At 71.5% G+C, this 13904-nt stretch carries 14 protein-coding genes and 1 pseudogene; 7 read left to right on the forward strand and 8 right to left on the reverse strand.

Annotated features, from left to right (window positions below; all coding sequences use genetic code 11):
- Positions 1-69 precede the first annotated feature (69 nt).
- The 4 genes from urtB to urtE are packed head-to-tail and all read left to right on the forward strand — an operon-like array spanning position 70 to position 3602.
- Entirely contained in the window at positions 70-966 is an 897-nt protein-coding gene (urtB, locus tag ACFVWD_RS03270; protein ID WP_095856462.1) for an urea ABC transporter permease subunit UrtB, read from the forward strand.
- The gene (urtC, locus tag ACFVWD_RS03275) at positions 963-2078 is read left to right on the forward strand and encodes an urea ABC transporter permease subunit UrtC (RefSeq protein WP_389593670.1); all 1116 of its coding nucleotides are present in this window, start codon (positions 963-965) and stop codon (positions 2076-2078) included. Before urtB ends, urtC begins: the two co-directional genes overlap by 4 nt.
- Positions 2075-2905, forward strand: coding sequence for an urea ABC transporter ATP-binding protein UrtD (gene urtD / locus ACFVWD_RS03280; protein ID WP_389593671.1), 831 nt, complete (start codon positions 2075-2077; stop codon positions 2903-2905). Before urtC ends, urtD begins: the two co-directional genes overlap by 4 nt.
- Positions 2906-2909: 4 nt before the next feature.
- On the forward strand, positions 2910-3602 hold the full coding sequence (gene urtE / locus ACFVWD_RS03285) for an urea ABC transporter ATP-binding subunit UrtE (protein WP_389593844.1): 693 nt from the start codon (positions 2910-2912) through the stop codon (positions 3600-3602).
- 75 nt (positions 3603-3677) lie between these two features.
- Here the strand turns inward: urtE and ACFVWD_RS03290 are convergent, their stop codons facing one another.
- Both ACFVWD_RS03290 and ACFVWD_RS03295 read right to left on the reverse strand, forming a co-directional pair.
- Positions 3678-4874, reverse strand: coding sequence for an RNA polymerase sigma factor (locus tag ACFVWD_RS03290; protein WP_389593673.1), 1197 nt, complete (start codon positions 4872-4874; stop codon positions 3678-3680).
- Complete coding sequence (locus ACFVWD_RS03295; protein WP_060899052.1) at positions 4871-5227, reverse strand: YciI family protein; 357 nt, start codon at positions 5225-5227, stop codon at positions 4871-4873. The genes ACFVWD_RS03290 and ACFVWD_RS03295 overlap by 4 nt, the downstream gene beginning before the upstream one ends.
- A 118-nt stretch (positions 5228-5345) precedes the next feature.
- Between ACFVWD_RS03295 and ACFVWD_RS03300 the strand changes: the two genes are divergently transcribed.
- Entirely contained in the window at positions 5346-6446 is a 1101-nt protein-coding gene (locus ACFVWD_RS03300; protein ID WP_389593675.1) for an acyl-CoA dehydrogenase family protein, read from the forward strand.
- On the opposite strand, the gene ACFVWD_RS03305 is transcribed toward ACFVWD_RS03300, so the two are convergent.
- The 5 genes and pseudogenes from ACFVWD_RS03305 to ACFVWD_RS03325 form a co-directional block, all read right to left on the reverse strand.
- On the reverse strand, positions 6436-7578 hold the full coding sequence (locus tag ACFVWD_RS03305) for an LLM class flavin-dependent oxidoreductase (protein WP_389593677.1): 1143 nt from the start codon (positions 7576-7578) through the stop codon (positions 6436-6438). The two genes, ACFVWD_RS03300 and ACFVWD_RS03305, sit on opposite strands and share 11 nt — an antisense overlap.
- A gap of 44 nt (positions 7579-7622) precedes the next feature.
- Positions 7623-8806 (reverse strand): annotated as a pseudogene (locus ACFVWD_RS03310) (SfnB family sulfur acquisition oxidoreductase).
- Between the two features lie 4 nt (positions 8807-8810).
- Complete coding sequence (gene ssuE / locus ACFVWD_RS03315; RefSeq protein WP_389593678.1) at positions 8811-9365, reverse strand: NADPH-dependent FMN reductase; 555 nt, start codon at positions 9363-9365, stop codon at positions 8811-8813.
- A gap of 53 nt (positions 9366-9418) precedes the next feature.
- Positions 9419-10546: a dimethylsulfone monooxygenase SfnG gene (gene sfnG, locus ACFVWD_RS03320; RefSeq protein WP_389593680.1), complete on the reverse strand. Its 1128-nt coding sequence runs from the start codon at positions 10544-10546 to the stop codon at positions 9419-9421.
- Positions 10547-10789: 243 nt separating this feature from the next.
- Positions 10790-10873: a putative leader peptide gene (locus tag ACFVWD_RS03325; protein WP_351305882.1), complete on the reverse strand. Its 84-nt coding sequence runs from the start codon at positions 10871-10873 to the stop codon at positions 10790-10792.
- A 137-nt stretch (positions 10874-11010) separates the two neighbouring features.
- Between ACFVWD_RS03325 and ACFVWD_RS03330 the strand changes: the two genes are divergently transcribed.
- The gene (locus ACFVWD_RS03330; protein WP_389593682.1) at positions 11011-11937 is read left to right on the forward strand and encodes a LysR family transcriptional regulator; all 927 of its coding nucleotides are present in this window, start codon (positions 11011-11013) and stop codon (positions 11935-11937) included.
- Positions 11938-11947: 10 nt separating this feature from the next.
- On the opposite strand, the gene ACFVWD_RS03335 is transcribed toward ACFVWD_RS03330, so the two are convergent.
- Complete coding sequence (locus tag ACFVWD_RS03335; RefSeq protein WP_165854173.1) at positions 11948-12115, reverse strand: hypothetical protein; 168 nt, start codon at positions 12113-12115, stop codon at positions 11948-11950.
- A 175-nt stretch (positions 12116-12290) separates the two neighbouring features.
- On the opposite strand from ACFVWD_RS03335, the gene ACFVWD_RS03340 reads away from it, so the two are divergent.
- On the forward strand, positions 12291-13844 hold the full coding sequence (locus tag ACFVWD_RS03340) for an SDR family oxidoreductase (RefSeq protein ID WP_389593683.1): 1554 nt from the start codon (positions 12291-12293) through the stop codon (positions 13842-13844).
- The last annotated feature ends 60 nt before the right edge of the window (positions 13845-13904 follow it).

Below are 13904 nucleotides of genomic sequence, written 5' to 3' on the forward strand. Positions count from 1 at the left end.
GGGGCCTCGACCACGACAGACCTCGTCCACGACGAGAGGCCCCCGTGTCCCGTCCCCCGGAGTCGCTCCATGACCGTGATCCTCGGGCAGATGTTCACCGGCGTCAGCATCGGTGCCGTCCTGCTGCTCATCGCGCTCGGCCTGTCGCTCACCTTCGGCCAGATGAACGTCATCAACATGGCCCACGGCGAGTTCATCATGGCCGGCGCCTACACCACGTACGTCCTCCAGAAATCCATCGCCGGCGCGGGTCTCTCGCTGATCGTCGCGCTGCCCGTCGCCTTCCTCGTCTCGGGTGCCCTCGGCGCGCTGCTCGAATGGCTGCTCATCCGCCGGCTCTATCTGCGTCCCCTGGACACCCTGCTGGTCACCTGGGGTGTCTCCCTGATGCTCCAGCAGCTCGCGCGGGACATCTTCGGCGCACCCAATGTCCAGACCCGCGCGCCGGACGTCCTCACCGGGAACATCACCGTCATCGGCGGCGACGACCCGCTCACCTTCGCGAGCAGCCGCCTGTTCATCCTGGGGCTGGCGGTCGCGGCGGTGGTCGCCCTGTCGCTCACCCTGCGGCTGACCCCACTCGGGCGGCGCATCCGTGCGGTCGTGCAGAACCGGGACCTCGCCGAGGTGTCCGGCATCTCCACCGGCCGTGTCGACCGCACCGCGTTCTTCATCGGGTCCGGCCTGGCCGGGATCGCCGGGGTCGCGCTGACACTCGTCGGTCCGATCGGGCCCACGATGGGCACCAACGTCATCATCGACGCCTTCCTGGTGATCGTGGTCGGCGGCATCGGACAGCTCAAGGGCAGCGTCATCGTCGCCTTCGTGCTGGGCGTGCTGCAGTCCGTGCTGGAGTACTCCACCACGGTCAGCGTCGCGAAGGTACTGGTCCTCGTGGCCATCGTCGCGTTCCTCCAGTGGCGGCCCCAGGGCCTGTACACCGTGCGGACGAGGAGTCTCGTATGACCACCACCACTCCTCATGCCCCATCGGTGAAGCAACTCCGGCCCCCGAAAGGTCGGTTGACCTTCCTGCGTCCCGCGGCCGGTTTCGCCGCGGCCGCCGTCGTGCTCTTCGCCGTCGCCCCGCTCGCGCTCTCCGACTTCCGGCTCGGGCTGCTCGCCAAGTACCTGTGCACCGCGATGGTCGCGGTCGGCATCTGTCTGGCCTGGGGCCGCGGCGGACTGCTGACACTCGGGCAGGGGGTGTTCTTCGGGCTGGGCGGCTATGCCATGGCGATGCATCTGAAGATCGCGGACGCGGGTCCCGGCCAGGTCCCCGACTTCATGCAGCTGTACGGCACCGCCACCGAACTCCCCTGGTGGTGGCGGCCGTTCGCCAACCCGGTCTTCGCCCTCGCGGCGACCGTGCTGCTGCCGATGGCCGTCGCCGCGATCCTCGGCTCGTTCGTCTTCCGGCGCCGGGTCAAGGGCGCGTACTTCGCGATCCTCAGCCAGGCGCTCGCCGCGGCCTTCGCGATCTGGCTGGTCGGCCAGCAGGCCACGACCGGCGGCACCAACGGACTCACCGACATCCAGGGCTTCTTCGGCTACGACCTCGACGACCCGGTCAACCAGCGGATGGTGTACTTCGTCATCGCCGCCGTCCTGCTGCTCCTGATCGCCCTGGCCCGCCAGCTCATCCACAGCCGGTACGGCGAACTCCTGGTCGCCGTGCGGGACTCGGAGGAGCGGGTGCGCTTCCTCGGCTACAACCCGGCGAACGTGAAGCTGGTCGCGTACGTCGTCGCGGCGGGCATGGCCGGACTCGCGGGCGCCCTGTTCGTGCCCGCGGTGGGCATCATCTCCCCCGCGCTGATCGGGATCGTGCCGTCCATCGAACTCGTGATCGGCGCCGCGGTCGGCGGCCGGGCGAGCCTGGTGGGCGCGGTGCTCGGCGCGATCGCGGTCGCCTGGGCCAGAACCGCGCTGTCCGAGGAGTTCCCCGCGGCCTGGACCTACTTCCAGGGACTGCTGTTCATCGTGGCCCTGGCCTTCCTGCCGGGCGGCCTCGCCTCACTGGTGGGGATCGTCCGGCGGCGCAGGGCGAGCAGGGCGCCGGAGGGAGAAGCGGCATGACGGATCCGTCGACCACCGAGCCCCGGACGGACACCGGACTCTCGGGACTGGAGATACGGGGACTGCGGGTGTCCTTCGACGGTTTCACGGCCGTCGACGGAGTGGACCTCGACGTCGGCCCCGGCGATCTGCGCTTCCTCATCGGACCGAACGGCGCGGGCAAGACGACCCTGGTCGACGCCGTCACCGGCCTGGTGAAGGCGGAGGGGTCGGTGCGCTTCGGGGGCGAGGACATCCTCGGCCGCAGCGTGCACCGCATCGCCCGCTCGGGAATCGGCCGCACCTTCCAGACGGCCACCGTCTTCGAGGAGCTGACGGTCCTGCAGAACCTGGACATCGCGGCGGGCGCGGGCCGCGGCACGCTCACCATGCTGCGGCGCCGCAGGGGCGTACCGGAGTCCGTCGCGCGTGCCCTGGAGACGGTGGGCCTGACGGACCTCGCGGGCAGCCTCGCCGGAACCCTCGCGCACGGCCGGAAACAGTGGCTGGAGATCGGCATGCTGCTCGTCCAGGACGTCCGGCTGCTGCTGCTCGACGAGCCGGTGGCCGGCATGAGCCACGACGAACGGCAGGCCACCGGCGAGCTGTTGCGGCGCATCAGCCGGGAGCGGACCGTGGTCGTCATCGAGCACGACATGGACTTCATGCGCTCCTTCGCGCGCAGCGTCAGCGTGCTGCACGCGGGCAAAGTGCTCAGCGAGGGGACGGTGACCGAGGTGCAGGCGGATCCGAAGGTGCAGGAGGTCTACCTCGGACACGCGGCCACCGAGGACACCGAGGACACCACGACCAGCGTGCCCCGACCGACCGCCGTACAGGAGGCCTGACGTGATGCTGGAGATCGACGACGTACGCGTCGGCTACCACCGCAGTACCGTCCTGCACGGCGTCCGTGTCGAGGTCCCGCGCGACGCGGTGACGGCCGTGCTCGGACACAACGGCGCGGGCAAGAGCACCCTGCTGCGCGCCGCCGTCGGACTGCTCACCCCACAGAGCGGCCACGTCCGTCTCGACGGTGAGGACATCACCCGCCGCAAGCCGCACGAGCGGGTGGCGCGCGGCATGGCGTACGTCCCCCAGGGCCAGCAGGCCTTCTCGCACCTCACGACCGCGGAGAACCTCCAGCTGGTCGCGGACGGGCGCAGGCGCGGCAAGGAGGCGATCGCCGAGGCGCTGGATCTGTTCCCGGCGCTGAGGAACCTGTCGAACCGCCGGGCCGGGCTGCTCTCGGGCGGTCAGCGCCAGCAACTCGCCGTCGCCCGTGCGCTGGTGACGGGCCCTCGGATCCTGCTCCTCGACGAACCCACCGAGGGCATCCAGCCCTCGGTCGTCGCCGAGATCGAGGAGACGATCCTCGCCCTGGCCGCCCGTGGCGGGCTCTCGGTCCTACTGGTCGAGCAGCATGTCGGTTTCGCGATGCGGGCGGCGCAGCGGTACTACGTCCTGGAGGCGGGCCGGGTCACCTCGTCGGGCGAGGGCGGGCAGGAGGCCGAGCGGTCGGTACGGGAGGCGCTCAGCGTGTGATCGCGGGCGCTTCTGCGCTCGTACGGGCACCGCTCGGTCTCCTGCGCGTGGCGCCCGGCTTGGTACAGGCGCCGCTCAGCTTCGCGGGAGTGCCGCGCGGGCCCGTTCGAGGTAGGCGCGCTCCGGTGCGCTGTCGGTCAGCGCGATGGCCGCCTCGTACGCCCCTGCGGCCTCAGCGTGCCGGCCCAGGCGGCGCAACAGGTCCGCCCGTACGGCGTGGAAGGCGTGGTAGCCGTCCAGGTCGAGCGCCTCGACGAGGGTGAGTGCCTGCTCCGGGCCCTCGACCTCGGCGACGGCGACGGCCCGGTTGAGGGCGACCACCGGGCTCGGGGCGAGCGCGGCCAGCTGGTCGTAGAGCTGGAGGATCTGGCCCCAGTCCGTGGCGGCCGCGGTCGGGGCGTCGCTGTGTACGGCGTTGATCGCGGCCTGGATCTGGTAGGGACCCGGCCGGTTGCGGCGCAGACAGCGGCGTACGAGCGTCTGTCCCTCGGTGATGAGATCGCGGTCCCACCGGGAGCGGTCCTGGTCGGAGAGGAGGATCAGGTCGCCGTCCGGTGTGGCGCGGGCGGGCCGGCGCGACTCGATGAGGAGCATCAGCGCGAGCAGGCCGAGGGCCTCGGGCTCGTCCGGCATCAGCTCGACGAGGAGGCGGCCGAGCCGGACGGCTTCGGCACAGAGGTCCTCCCGGCCGCCGTAGCCCTCGTTGAAGATGAGGTAGACGACCGCGAGCACCCCCCTGACACGGTCCGGGAGGTCCGCGTCGCGCGGGATGCGGTACGGGATGCGGGCGTCGCGGATCTTGGCCTTGGCCCGGACGATCCGCTGGGCCATGGTGGGCTCGGGCACGAGGAAGGCGCGGGCGATCTGCGGCGTGGTCAGACCGCCGAGGAGGCGCAGGGTGAGGGCGACCTGGGCCTGGGTGGCGAGCGCGGGGTGGCAGCAGGTGAAGATCAGGCGGAGCCGGTCGTCGCGCACGGGGCCCTCCTCGGCCGGTTCGTCCCGGGCGTACAGCCGCTCCGCCTCGGCGTGCCGGGCCTCGCGCGTGGACTCGCGGCGCAGCCGGTCGACGGCGTGGTTGCGCGCGGTGGTGATGATCCACCCGGCCGGGCTGGGCGGTATGCCCGACTCCGGCCACTTCCGCAAGGCGGTGGTGAAGGCGTCCTGGACCGCTTCCTCGGCGAGGTCGATGTCGCCGAGGAAGCGGACGAGGACGGCGACCGCGCGGCCGTATTCGGCGCGGAACACGGCCTCGACGTCGGCGTTCGGGATCATCCGTCCTCGGCTTCTCCCATGAAGGGCCGCACCTCGATGGGGAGCGTGGTCGCCAGTGTCGCCTTGCGGCCCCATTCGAGCGCCGCGTCGAGGTCGGGTGCCTTGATCAGGCAGATCCCGCCCAGGTACTCCTTGCTCTCGGTGTACGGGCCGTCGGTGACGAGCACGTCGCCGTCCTTGGCGCGCACCACGGTGGCCGTCTCCGGTCCGTGCAGTCCCCCGGCGAACACCCACGCACCGGCCTCGCGCAGCTCCGCGTGGAAGACGTCGAGATTGTGCATGATCTCTTTCAGGATCTCGGGCGCGGGCGGCTCGCCGGGCGGCTGCATCACGCTCAGCAGGTAGTACTTCATGATGTGTGCTCCTCGGCCGTGTCGTTCTCGACTCGTTCTCGGGTGGTCTTTCACTGACTACACGAACGGGAGGCGGCCGGATCGACACACGACACGACGACCGCGGGAGATTTTTTCGATGACCACCCCACCGCATCCGCTCGTCACGGCCGCCAGGCGGCTGTCGGCCGAGGTGCTGGCCCCACGGGCGGAGCGCGTGGACCAGGAGGGCGTGCCGGCGAGCAGCATCGAGGCGGTCAAGCGGTCGGGGCTGCTCGGGGTGAGCGCGCCGGTGGCCTACGGCGGGTCGGCCGCGCCCGCCGCGGTGGTCCGTGAGACCGCCGAGATCCTGGCCGCGGCGTGCTGCTCGACCTGGTTCGTGCAGACCCAGCACCACACTCCGGTGCTGACCCTGGCGAAGGGTGAACCCGCGGCGCGAGAACGGTTGTTGGGCCCGCTGGCGGGTGGGGAGCTGCTGTCCGGGGTCGCGTACGCACAACTGCGGGCCTACCCGCGGATCCCCGTCCGGGTCACCCGTGAGCGTGGCGGCTGGCGCTTCGACGGGACGGTCCCCTGGTACACGGGCTGGGGACTGAACGACGTGATGCTGCTCGCCGGGGTGACGGACGCGGACGAGGCACTGTTCGCGTTCACCGAGGCGCGCGAGCAGCCTGGACTGCGGCCTTCGCCGCCGATGCGGCTGGCGGCGCTCACCGCCTCGCGCACGGTGTCCCTGGAACTGGACGGGCTGTGGCTCCCGGACGACGCCGTGGCCCTGCGCACGCCGTACGAGACCTGGGCGGTCACCGACCGCCCCAAGAACACCAACGCCTCACCGGCCGTCTTCGGGATCACCGCGTCGGCGCTCGACCTGCTGGACGGCGATCCCGCGGCGAAGGAGACCGGACAGGTGCTGCGCGCCCGTCTCGACGAGGTCCGTCGGCAGGCGTACGAGCTCGCCGACCACCCGGTGCCCACCGAGCGGATCGCGGAGCGGCTGGCGGTCAAGACGCGGGCGTACGACGTCATGCGCGCGGCCACGACCGCGGCGGTCGTGGCCGGTGGCGGGCGCGCGATGGACCTGGGCAGCCCGGCGCAGCGGCTGGCACGCGAGGGGATGTTCCTGCTGGTGCAGGGGCAGACCGGCCAGGTACGCGCCGCCCACCTCGGTGCGCTCGGCTCACCCGGTGCGCCCGGGCCGCCCGGGCCGCCCGGTTCGTTCGGCTCGCTCAGCTCGTGAAGGGCACCTGCGCGGCGGGGGCGGACGTCGGTGCGAACGGGTGCTGCCACAGGCCCTGCGCGGCCAGGCGCGGCAGGACGCCCTCGCCGAACCAGTACGCCTCCTCCAGGTGCGGATAGCCGGAGAGGACGAACTCGTCGATGCCGAGGGCGTGGTACTCCTTGATCCGCTCGGCGACCTCGTCGTGGCTGCCGACCAGAGCGGTGCCCGCGCCGCCGCGGACGAGGCCGATGCCGGCCCACAGGTTGGGGTGGATCTCCAGGTCCTCGCGGTTGCCGTCATGGAGGGCGAGCATGCGCCGCTGCCCCTCCGACTCGCTGCGGGCCAGGCCCGCCTGGACGGACTTCACGGTGTCCGGGTCGAAGCCGTCCAGGAGTTTGTGGGCCTCGGTCCAGGCCTGTTCGGCGGTGTCGCGCGTGATGACGTGCAGCCGGATACCGAAGCGGACGGTGCGCCCTTCCTTCGCCGCCAGCCCCCGTACCCAGGCGATCTTCTCGGCGACCTGGGCGGGGGGTTCGCCCCAGGTGAGGTAGACGTCGACGTGTCGGGCGGCGATCTCGCCGGCGATGGGTGAGGAGCCGCCGAAGTAGACCTCGGGGACCGGGTCGGGGACCCGGGCCAGCCTGGCGTCCTCGACCTGGAGGTGTTCCCCGGAGAGGTCGACGGTCTTGCCCTCCCACAAGTCCCGCACGATCTGCAGGAATTCGCCGGTACGGCGGTAGCGGGCGTCCTTGTCGAGGAAGTCGCCGTAGGCACGCTGTTCGTGGCTCTCGCCGCCCGTGACCACGTTGAGGAGCAGTCGGCCGCCGGTCTGCCGCTGGAAGGTGGACGCCATCTGCGCGGCGAGCGTGGGTGAGACGAAGCCGGGCCGGAAGGCGACCAGGAACTTCAGCCGTTCGGTGTTCTGGCTGACCATGGCGGTGGTCAGCCAGGCGTCCTCGCACCAGGCGCCGGTGGGGGTGAGCGCGCCGACGAAGCCCAGGTCCTCGGCGGCGCGGGCGATCTGACTCAGATAGGCGACCGTCGGCGGCCGGTTCCGGCCGAAGGCCGTGGCGGGGGTGCCGTGACCGCCGCCGACGACATGGCGGCTGTCGCCGTTGGTGGGCAGGAACCAGTGGAAGGTGAGGGACATGGGCGCGTTCTCCGATCGTGGGGGGGGCCGAGGAGCGAGTGGAGTTACAGCAGGCCGTGGGGGGTGGCTTGGTGCCCCCCAGCACGTATCGGCCGATGTGCTGGATCTTCCAGCGGGCCGGGTCATGCAGGGTATGGGTGCGGGCGTCGCGCCAATGCCGGTGCAGATTGAGCGAGTTGAGCACGGAACGGGTGCCGGACAGCTCGAAGAGGGCGCCCGCGACCTCCACGGCGGTGGCGGAGGTGTGCACCTTCGCGGCGGCCACCGCGATGGACGCCTCGGCCGCCGAGTCCTCGGTCAGCTCGTCGCGGGCCGCGTCGACCGTGCGGGCCGCGGCACCGAGCAGCGCCTCGGACGCCCGTACCTGGACGGCGAGTTCACCGAACCGCTGGATCAGGAGCGGGTCCTCGGCCGCCGTGTCGAAGCCGCTCTCGAACCAGGGCCGGCTCTTGGTGTGGACGAACTCGGCGGCCTCGGCCAGCGCGCCCGCGGCGATCCCGGCGTCGATGGCGGCGTGCAGCAATTGGGCCACGGCCCCGTGGAGTTGGGGCCCCCGGAAGGTGAGGTGATGGGGGACGACACGGTCGGCGGGCACGTGGACGGCGTCGAGGCGGACGGTGCCGCTGGCCGTCGTACGCTGGCCCATGCCGTCCCAGTCGTCGACGACCGTGACCCCCTCGGCGCCGCGGGGGACGTAGGCGACGTGCAGGTTGTCGTCGCCGGCGCGGGCGAGGACGGGGAGCCAGTCGGCGAAGAGCGCGCCGGTGGAGTAGTGCTTGACGCCGGTGAGGACATACGAGCCGTCGGGCCCGGGGTCGAGGCGGGTACGGATGTCCTGGATGTGCCGGGTGGCCGCCTCCGACTGGGCGTTGCCGAAGCGGCGCCCGGCCAGTACCTCGCCGAAGAAGAACGCCTGCTGCTCCGGGGTGCCCTGGCGGCGCAGCACGTTCACGTACACGAAGTGGTTCTGCGGGATCTGGGCAAGGCTGGCGTCGGCCGAGGCCAGCAGCCGGAACACCTCCGCGAGGGTCTCCTGCCGGACATCCGCCCCGCCGTGCTCGGCGGGCACCGTGACGGCGAGCAGTCCGGAGGCGGAGAGGCGGTCCAACTCCTCGCGCGGGAGCCGCCGTTCGGAGTCCCGCGCCGAGGCACCGGCGCGGAACTCCTCGGCGAGCGCGGCGGCGACGGCCAGGGCCCCGATGTCGTCGGCGATCACTTTGGCGGACATCGTGTCAGCCGGCCGCGGCCAGCAGGGGCGCGCTGCCGAGGGCCGCCGAGAACTGGTCGACCACCTGCGTGAGGGCCTCGGCCGTGGCCGGGGCGACGGTGATACCCCCGTCCTCGCCCGTGATGATGTCCTTGTCGAGGGTGAACCAGCCCTGGACGATGTGCGCGGCACCCATGGAGTTGAGGACCGGGCGCAGGGCGTAGTCGAGGGCGAGGACATGCGCGGTGCTGCCGCCGGTGACGAGCGGCAGCACGGTCTTTCCGGTGAGGGCGTACTGCGGGAGCAGGTCGAGCAGGGCCTTGAGGACGCCGGAGTAGGCGGCCTTGTAGACGGGGGTGCCGATGACCACGCCGTCGGCGCGGGCGAAGAGTTCGGTCGCCTCGACGATGGCGGGGTGCGTGAAGTCGGCGCCGAGCAGGGCCTCGGCGGGGATCGTGCGGACGTCGAGCGGGATCACCTCGTGCCCCTGCGCGGCCAGCCGGGTGTCCAGATGGCGCAGGAGCTTCGCGGTGCGGGAGGAGACGGAGGGACTGCCGGAGACGGACAGGACGGTGGCCATGGGGTCCTCTTTCGGGAACAAATGCAGGGGCGGGCGCGGAGTGGGGGACGGGCTCAGACGTGTGCGGGGACGGACGCGGGCTCGGCCCCGGTGTCCGCTCGCGCCTCCAGCTCGCGCACCAGGGGCAGCACCCGGCGGCCGAAGTACTCCACCTCCTCGTGGTAGTGGAGGAAGCCGAGGAGGAAGAGGTCGACGCCGAGCCGCTTGTAGGCGACGATCCGTTCGGCGATCTGCTCGGGGGTGCCGATCATGCCCGTACGGAAGCCGTCGTTGTACTGGACGAGGTCCTCGAAGCTGGAGTCCTGCCACATGCCCTTGCCGTCGGCGGTGGACTGTCCGGCCTGCTTCACGGCGGCGCCGAAGCCCTCGACGGCCTCGTGGTCGGCCTGGGCGACGATCTCGCGCAGGGTCTCGCGGGCCTCGGCCTCGGTGTCACGTGCGATGAGGAAGCCGTTGAGGCCGAACCTCGGTGCGGTGCGGCCGACTTGGCCCGCCGAGCGCCGTACGTCGGCGATCTGCTCGGTGACGCCGTCGAAGTCCTTGCCGTTGGAGAAGTACCAGTCGGAGACGCGGCCTGCCATCGCGCGGGCGGCCGTGGAGTTGCCGCCCTGGAAGATCTCCGGGTGCGGTCGTTCGGGGGTGTTGAGGGGCTTGGGCTTGAGGGAGAAGTCGCGCAAGCGGTAGAAGTCTCCGGCGAGTTCGGTGTGGTCCTCGGTCCAGATCTGGCGCAGGGCCTGGATGAACTCCTCGGAGCGGCGGTAGCGCTCGTCGTGCTCCAGCCAGGGCTCGCCGAGCGCGGTGAACTCGCCCTTGAACCAGCCGCTGACGACGTTGACCGCGAAGCGGCCGTTCGACAAGTGGTCGGCGGTGGCCCCGAGTTTGGCGAGGACGCCCGGGTGCCACAGGCCCGGGTGGACGGCGGCGATGACCTTCAGGCGCTGGGTGGCGAGCAGCAGGGCGAGGCTGAAGCTGGTCGACTCGTGCTGGAACTCGGCGCCGTAGCTGGCCATGTAACGGACCTGGCTGAGCGCGTAGTCGAAGCCGTTGTTCTCGGCGAGGACGGCCAGTTCGCGGTTGTAGTCGTAACCCCAGTCGGTACGCTGCTCGATCCTGCTGGTGACCAGGCCGCCGCTGACGTTGGGAACCCAGTAGGCGAATTTCACGGGATTCACGGGATTCACGGGGTCCAGGGGATTCACGGGGTCCAGGGGATTCACGGGGTCCAGGGGATTCACGGGGTCTAGGGGATTCACGGGCGCTGCGGACATGCGGAACTCCTGTTGCGGATTTCGGGTACGCCGAATTCAGGGGGCGCGTTCAGAACGGCGCGCGGGACCGCGGAATTCAGGCGGTGCTGTGGGAACGCCGCACACGGCTGTCCGACGACAGCGGTGGGGCCGATGAGGTGCGGCGGATCCGGGGACTCAGGCCGCGGTGCAACAGGAGGCGCTGGAGACGCGCGCGAGGTCGACGTGGCGTCGCCGCGTGAGGTCCAGTCGCATCATCATGCCGTCGATCGTGGCAGCCGGCCGCGAGGGCAGTCAAGGAAAACCCGACCGGTCTCGTATCGCGGACCACCGAATTTCACGAACGTGTGACAGGGAAACCCTTGAACAGGCCGTGAAATGGACCGCATTCTGCTGGCGTGCGGACAGAGCAACTGGAATACATCGCGGCGGTCACCCGGCTCGGCTCGCTGCGCCGGGCAGCCGAGGAACTCCATCTCTCCCAGCCCGCGTTGAGCGAGACCGTGCGGAACCTGGAGCGCGAACTCGGCGTCGATCTGCTGGAGCGCAAGCGGTCCGGCGCACGGATGAGTGCCGAGGGGCGGGAGCTGCTGCCCCACATCATCAACGTGCTGGACGCGGTGGACCGGCTGCGCGGCGCGGCCGGCGAGCAGCACCGCATCAGCCGGATGGTCCGCGTCGGCACGGTGAACGCGGCGACGGTGCCCCTGCTCATCCCGACGGTCCGGGCATTCCGCGCGGCGCATCCGCTGACGCAGGTGGAGGTGGTCGGCGCCCAGCAGACGGAGATCCACCGGGCCCTGTCGGAGGGCGGCCTCGACCTGGGCCTGGTGAACCATCTCGACGGTGACGACCTGCCCGCCGACTTCGAGACCACCGAACTGCTGCGCGGCCGACCGGTGGTGTGCCTGCGCCCGGACAGTCCGCTCGCCTCACTCGACGCGGTGTCGGCGGAGGACCTGCTGGACGGACGCGAGGCGCTGATCGCCATGCGCTCCGGGTACGTCATGCACCGCTATCTCCACCGGCTCCTGGAGGGCCGCGGCCCGGCCCTCTCGTACACGACCGACGGCGCCGAGATGGGCAAGCTCATGGTCGCCGAGGGGCTGGGCGCGACGGTCCTGCCCGATTTCAGTGTGATCGGGGATCCCCTCGAGCGGTGTGGCGCGATCACCCACCGGCCGCTCATGGACGACACGACACGGGTCCTGCTGATGCTGCGGCGCCGCCGGGCGGACTCGGTGCCGCGTGCCGCCCACGACCTGCACGAGGCATTCGTGCACAGGGCGGCGGAGCTCGGCGGCCATCTGTCGGATCGGCCCTGAGCGGGGTCGTTCAGTCCTCGTCGCCGACCGGCACCACCACGAGGAAGGCGTCCGACTTCAGATCCATCACCACCGTCGCGGGCTGACCCTCGGTGCGGCGCCGGGCCGCGTACTCCTCCGCCGTCCAGGATCCGCGCGGACCTCCCGCGGGAAACCGCTCCAACACCTTCGTGCCCATACCGGCAGACACCTCCAGCCGTGACCTCGGACTCTCGTGTTCTCCCGCCTGCCCGCGATTCACCCGGACATGTCCTTGAAGGCTCCGCCAGGCGCATCCGACCGCCGTGTTCGCGTGGAAGAGATGAGGGAGGGAACTCGGCAAGGGGGTGGCCCGGCGAACGACGGAGGGACCCATGAGCGACGACGATCCCCGCCCCGCCCCGCGCTGTCTGGTGACCGGCGCCACCGGCTACATCGGCGGCCGGCTGGTCCCCGAGCTGCTGGAGGCGGGGCACCACGTGCGGTGTCTCGCCCGCTCCCCCGCCAAGCTGCGCGACTACCCGTGGGCGGGCGACGCGGAGGTGGTGCGCGGCGACGTCACGGACGCCGGCTCGGTCGCCGAGGCCCTGCGCGGCATCGACGTCGCGTACTACCTGGTGCACGCCCTGGGCACGGGCCATGACTTCGAGGAGACCGACCGGAAGGCGGCCCGCGTCTTCGGCGAGCAGGCCCGCGCCGCCGGGGTGAGCAGGATCGTCTACCTGGGCGGCCTGACCCCGGCGGGTGTCCCCGAAGAGCGTCTTTCGCCCCACCTCAGGTCGCGCGCCGAGGTCGGCCGCATCCTGCTGGAGTCGGGCGTGCCGACCACGGTTCTGCGCGCGGCCGTGATCATCGGCTCCGGCTCGGCGTCCTTCGAAATGCTCCGCTACCTCACCGAACGCCTCCCGGTCATGGTCACGCCCCGCTGGGTGCGCACCCGGATCCAGCCGATCGGCGTACGGGACGTGCTGCGCACCCTGGTCGGCAGCGCGCGGATGCCCGCCGAGGTCAACCGCGCCTTCGACATCGGCGGTCCCGAGATCCTGACCTACCTGGAGATGATGCAGCGGTACGCCGCCGTCGCCGGGCTGCCGCGCAGGCTGATCCTGCCCGTGCCGGTGCTGACCCCCGGGCTCTCCAGCCACTGGGTCGGCCTCGTCACCCCGGTGCCCGCGTCCATCGCGCGCCCGCTCACCGAATCGCTGCGTCACGAGGTCGTCTGCCACGAACACGACATCGTCCGGTACGTCCCCGATCCCCCAGGGCGTCCGTTCGGCTTCGACGAGGCGGTGTCGCTGGCCCTGCAACGGGTGCGGGACGCCCAGGTCACCACCCGGTGGTCGTCGGCCTCCGTGCCCGGCGCGCCCAGTGATCCCCTCCCCACCGACCCCGACTGGGCGGGCGGCAGTCTCTACACCGATCAACGCGAACGGGCCGTGAACGCGCCGCCCGGGGCGCTGTGGCGGGTGATCGAGGGCATCGGCGGTGAGAACGGCTGGTACTCCTTCCCCCCGGCCTGGGCGCTCCGCGGCCGCCTGGACCGGCTGGTGGGCGGTGTCGGCCTGCGGCGCGGACGGCGCGACGCCGCCCGGCTGCGCGTGGGCGACTCGCTCGACTTCTGGCGCGTCGAGGAGATCGAGCCAGGCCGTCTGCTGCGGCTGCGCGCCGAAATGCGGCTGCCGGGCCTCGCTTGGCTGGAGATGTACGCCGAGGCAGGCACCGAAGGCCGGTCCCGCTACCGGCAACGGGCCCTGTTCCATCCGCACGGCCTGCTGGGACACGCCTACTGGTGGAGCATCTCGCCCTTCCACGCCGTCGTGTTCGGCGGCATGGCCCGCAACATCGCCAAGGCGGCGGCCAAGGCCGATGTACCGGCCGGGGCACGGCAGCCCGCCGTGCCGTCCTACTCCCACTCCCACTCCCACTGAGTCCCGCATCCCTCGCCGATACCCGCATCCGCGAAGGACCGCGGGCCCGAAGCAGTCATG

This window comes from Streptomyces sp. NPDC058086 (assembly GCF_042885015.1).
Lineage (GTDB): Bacteria > Actinomycetota > Actinomycetes > Streptomycetales > Streptomycetaceae > Streptomyces.